Origin of the sequence: Streptomyces sp. NPDC048416 (assembly GCF_043200435.1) — a bacterium.
Classification (GTDB): domain Bacteria; phylum Actinomycetota; class Actinomycetes; order Streptomycetales; family Streptomycetaceae; genus Streptomyces.
This window is the reverse complement of record NZ_JBICXU010000069.1, coordinates 1-4727: the sequence shown is the minus strand read 5'-3', so window position 1 is coordinate 4727 and position 4727 is coordinate 1. Positions and strand designations below refer to the sequence as shown.

Annotated in this window: 1 protein-coding gene; it reads left to right on the top strand. The window is 70.2% G+C overall.

What is annotated here, in order from left to right:
- Positions 1-4727: beta-ketoacyl synthase N-terminal-like domain-containing protein (locus ACGFW5_RS35240; protein WP_393838444.1), on the top strand; the 4727-nt coding region annotated here is incomplete at both ends.

The window sequence follows — 4727 nt, the reverse complement described above, 5'->3', positions numbered from 1 at the left end:
ACCTCACCCACTTCGACACCGCCCTCACCACCAACCACCCCACCCTCCTCCCCATCAAACTCAACCCCCACCACCCCACCACCCCCCTCCTCCACCACCTCAACCCCCCCACCCCCACCCGACCCACCGCACACACCGCCAACACCTCCAGCGTCGCGGGCCCCGAACTCGCGTCCCAGCTGGGCGGCCTGGACGCGGCGGAACGTGCGCGCACCATGCTGGATCTGGTACGCACGCAGGTAGCGGAAGTGCTGCACCACGACAGTGCGAGCGCCGTCGACTCCCGCCGCGCGTTCACCGAGATCGGGTTCGACTCCCTCTCGGCCGTGGAGCTGCGCAACAGGCTGAACAAGACGACCGGGCTGCGCCTGCCCGCCACCCTCGTCTTCGACTATCCGACACCCCAGGCGCTCGCCGACTACCTCGGTGACAAGCTCTTCGGTGCGGCCCCGGCCACGACCGCACCCCCGGTCGTCACATCCGGTGCGGCCCCCGACGAGCCCATCGCAATCGTCGGCATGAGCTGCCGCTTCCCCGGCGACGTCAACTCCCCCGAGGAACTGTGGGAGTTGCTGGCCGCTGGCCGTGACGGCATCTCGTTCTTCCCGGAGGACCGCGGCTGGAACGTCGAGGACATCTACGACCCCGAGCCCGGAAAGCCCGGCAAGACGTACTCGCGCGAGGGTGGTTTCCTGCACGACGCGGCCGACTTCGACGCCGACTTCTTCGGCATCTCCCCCCGCGAAGCACTCGCCACCGACCCCCAGCAACGCCTTCTCCTCGAAACATCCTGGGAAGCACTCGAACGCGCCGGCATCAACCCCCACACACTCCGCGGCAGCCGCACCGGCGTCTTCGCCGGCATCATGTACCACGACTACGCCACCCGCCTCGGCAACTCCCCCCTCCCCGAAGGCGTCGACACCTACCTCGGCAACGGCAGCCTCGGCAGCGTCGCATCCGGCCGCGTCTCCTACACCCTCGGCCTCGAAGGCCCCGCAGTCACCGTCGACACCGCCTGCTCCTCATCCCTGGTCGCACTGCACCTCGCGGTACAGGCGCTGCGCAACGGTGAGTGCTCGCTCGCCCTCGCGGGTGGCGTGACCGTCATGTCCACCCCCGACACCTTCATCGACTTCAGCAGGCAGGGCGGCCTGGCACACGACGGCCGGATCCGCTCCTTCGCCGACTCGGCCGACGGCACCGGCTGGGGCGAAGGTGCGGGCATGCTCCTGGTGGAGCGGCTGTCGGACGCGCAGCGCAACGGCCACCCCATCCTCGCCGTCGTACGCGGCTCCGCCGTCAACCAGGACGGCGCAAGCAACGGCCTCACCGCCCCCAACGGACCCTCACAACAACGCGTCATCAACCAAGCCCTCACCAACGCAGGACTCAACCTCACCGACATCCACGCCGTCGAAGCACACGGCACAGGCACCGTCCTCGGCGACCCCATCGAAGCACAAGCACTCCTCGCCACCTACGGCCAAAACCGCCCCACCGAGCAGCCGTTGTGGCTGGGTTCGGTGAAGTCGAACCTGGGGCATACGCAGGCGGCTGCGGGTGTGGCGGGGATCATCAAGATGGTGATGGCGATGCGTCACGGTGTGCTGCCCAGGACACTGCATGTGGATGCGCCGTCGTCGAAGGTGGACTGGTCGGCGGGTCATGTGCGGTTGCTGACCGAGGAAGTGGAGTGGGACGGTAAGTCTCCGCGCCGGGCGGGTGTGTCCTCGTTCGGGATCAGCGGCACGAACGCCCACATCATCCTTGAGGAGGCCCCGGCAGCGGAGCCCACCGAGGAGCCGTCTACCGTCGAACTCCCGGCTGGCGCAGGCACGTTGGCGCTTGTCGTCTCGGCCGGGAATGCTGCGGCACTGAAAGCCCAGGCAGAAGGCCTGCTGGGCCTGCTGGAAGGTGCGGACGCTCCGGATCCGGTGGATGTGGGTGCGGCGTTGGCTTCGACGCGTGCGCAGTTGGAGCATCGGGCGGTGGTCGCTGGGGCGGGGCGTGAGGAGCTGGTTGCCGGCTTGCGTGCGCTGGCTTCGGGTGAGGAGGCCGGGGGTGTGGTGCGGGGTGTCCGTGCGGAGGGCCGGCTGGGCTTCTTGTTCACGGGCCAGGGTGCGCAGCGGGCGGGTATGGGGCGTGAACTGGCCGCCGCCTTCCCGGTGTTCGCTGCCGCTCTGGACGAGGTGTGCGTACACCTGGACCCGCTGCTGGACCGCCCGTTGAGGGAGGTGCTGTTCGCGGAGGCGGGTTCGGCTGAGGCCGCAGTGCTGGACCGTACCGAGTACGCACAGCCCGCCCTATTCGCCATTGAGACCGCGTTGTTCCGGCTCACCGAATCCCTCGGCATCCACCCCGACCTGCTCGCCGGACATTCCATCGGTGAGATCAGCGCCGCCCATGCGGCGGGTGTGTTCTCACTGGCTGACGCGTGTGCACTGGTCGCGGCACGGGGCCGGCTGATGCAGGCCCTGCCCGACGGTGGTGTGATGGCGGCGGTGCAGGCGACCGAGGATGACGTACGCGCCATGCTCGACGGTGTCGAGGACGCGGCGATCGCCGCCGTCAACGGGCCCCGCGCGGTGGTCGTTTCAGGTGCCGCCGACTCCGTCGAGAAGGTCGTGGAGACCGTACGGGCTGCGGGTGGCAAGACCTCGCGTCTCACCGTCTCCCACGCTTTCCACTCGCCGTTGATGGATCCGATGCTGGAGGAGTTCGCGAGAGTCCTGTCCGGCCTCACCTTCAGCGAGCCCCGCATCCCGGTCGTCTCCAACGTGACCGGACGTACCGCCTCACCCGGCGAACTCACCACCCCCGCCTACTGGGTCACCCACGTACGTGAGGCGGTGCGTTTCGCGGATGGTGTTCAGGCGCTCGCCGCAGAAGGTGTCACCACCTTCCTGGAGATCGGCCCGGATGCGGTCCTCACGGCCATGGCCCCCGCAGCCCTCGCCGACGACACGACCGTCACATTCATTCCGCTCCTGCGCCGCAACCGGCCCGAACAGAAGGAAACCCTCACCGCGCTCGCCCGCCTGTGGACCACCGGCCACACCGTCAACTGGCCCGCACTCCACCCCACCAACGGCCCCGCCCAGCCCGTCGACCTGCCCACCTACCCCTTCCAACGCCAGCGCTACTGGATCAACGCGGTGGCGGAGCAGGCCGACGTGGCGTCCGCCGGGCTGGCCTCCGCGCAGCACCCGCTGCTCGGTGCGGCCATCACGCTGCCGGAGTCGAGCGCGGTGGTTCTCACGGGACGCATCGGGCTTCAGTCCCACGCGTGGCTGGCCGACCACGCCGTCCTGGGCACGACCATCCTGCCGGGCACGGCCTGTGTCGAACTCGCCCTGCGGGCGGGCGACCAAGTGGGCTGCGGCCTGGTGGAAGAGCTCACTCTCGAAGTGCCCCTCGTCCTTGACCCGCAGGGCTCTCGCGACCTGCGCGTGTCCGTGGGCGAGCCCGACGAGTCCAGCCGGCGCTCGGTGCACGTGTACTCGCGCGGGCAGGACGCCTCCCCTGCCGACGCATGGACCCGGCACGCCAGTGGCCTGCTGGCGGTCGGCACGAGCGCGTCGCACTCCGGGGCCGACCTGAGTGTGTGGCCGCCCGAGGGCGCCGTCCCCATCGACGTGAGTGAGCTTTATTCGACACTGGCCTCGGACGGTCTTGAGTACGGCCCGGTCTTCCGTGGTCTGCGCGCCGCCTGGCGCCGTGGTGGTGACGTCTTCGCCGAAGTGGCCCTGCCCGAAGACGCACACGGCGACGCCCGTGCGTTCGGTCTCCACCCGGCCCTCCTCGATGCCGCCCTGCACGCGACCGAACTGTTGGGCGACGGCAGCCGGCAGCCGGGGCGTGGGGCGTCCCTTCCCTTCGCGTGGAGCGATGTGTCGCTGCACGCTTCGGGGGCGACCGCGCTGCGGATCCGGGTCGCGGCGGTCGACGGCAGCGCGGACTCCACGTCGCTCGACCTGGCCGACGCGGCCGGGGCTCCGGTGGCGACCGTCCGTGCCATGGCCGCCCGGCCGGTGTCGTTCGAGCAGATCGCCACGGCGCGCGGCGACTCCCTGCCGCTGTATCACGTGGAGTGGAACCCGATCCCCACGGGCGACGCGGACACGGGCCCGGCCTCGGGCGCTCCCGGCAGTTGGGCCGTGCTCGGCCCGGAGGCCGACAACTGGGCCTGGACCGGCCTGACTTCGTATCCGGACCTGGCCGCGCTCGGCGACACGGCGCCGCCGGTGGTACTGCTGCCGTGCCCCTCCGTCGAGTTCGACGCCACGGATCCCGACGGCAGGACGTCGATGCCGGAGCGGCTTCGTGAGGTCCTTGGTGCCGTGCTGAGCACCCTGCAACAGTGGCTGGCGGACGAGCGTTTGGCGTCCTCGCGGTTGGTGATCCTCACTCAGGACACGGACGGCCCGGGAAGCCTGATCCATGCGGCGGTCGGTGGCCTGGTCCGGGCGGCCCAGGAGGAGAACCCGGGCTGCTTTGTCCTGGCGCGATGGGACGGCGACGAGGCCTCTGCCCGTCGCTTCCCGGCGGCGCTGGCCAGTGGTGAGCCGCAGGTGTCGATTCAGGCGGACGGTGTGTACGCGGCCCGGCTCACCCGTGCCGCCACCTCAGCCCAGCCCGCCCTCACCGGATTCGAGGACTGGGGACCCGAAGACACCCTCCTCATCACCGGCGGCACCGGAGGACTCGCCACCCTCCTCGCCGAA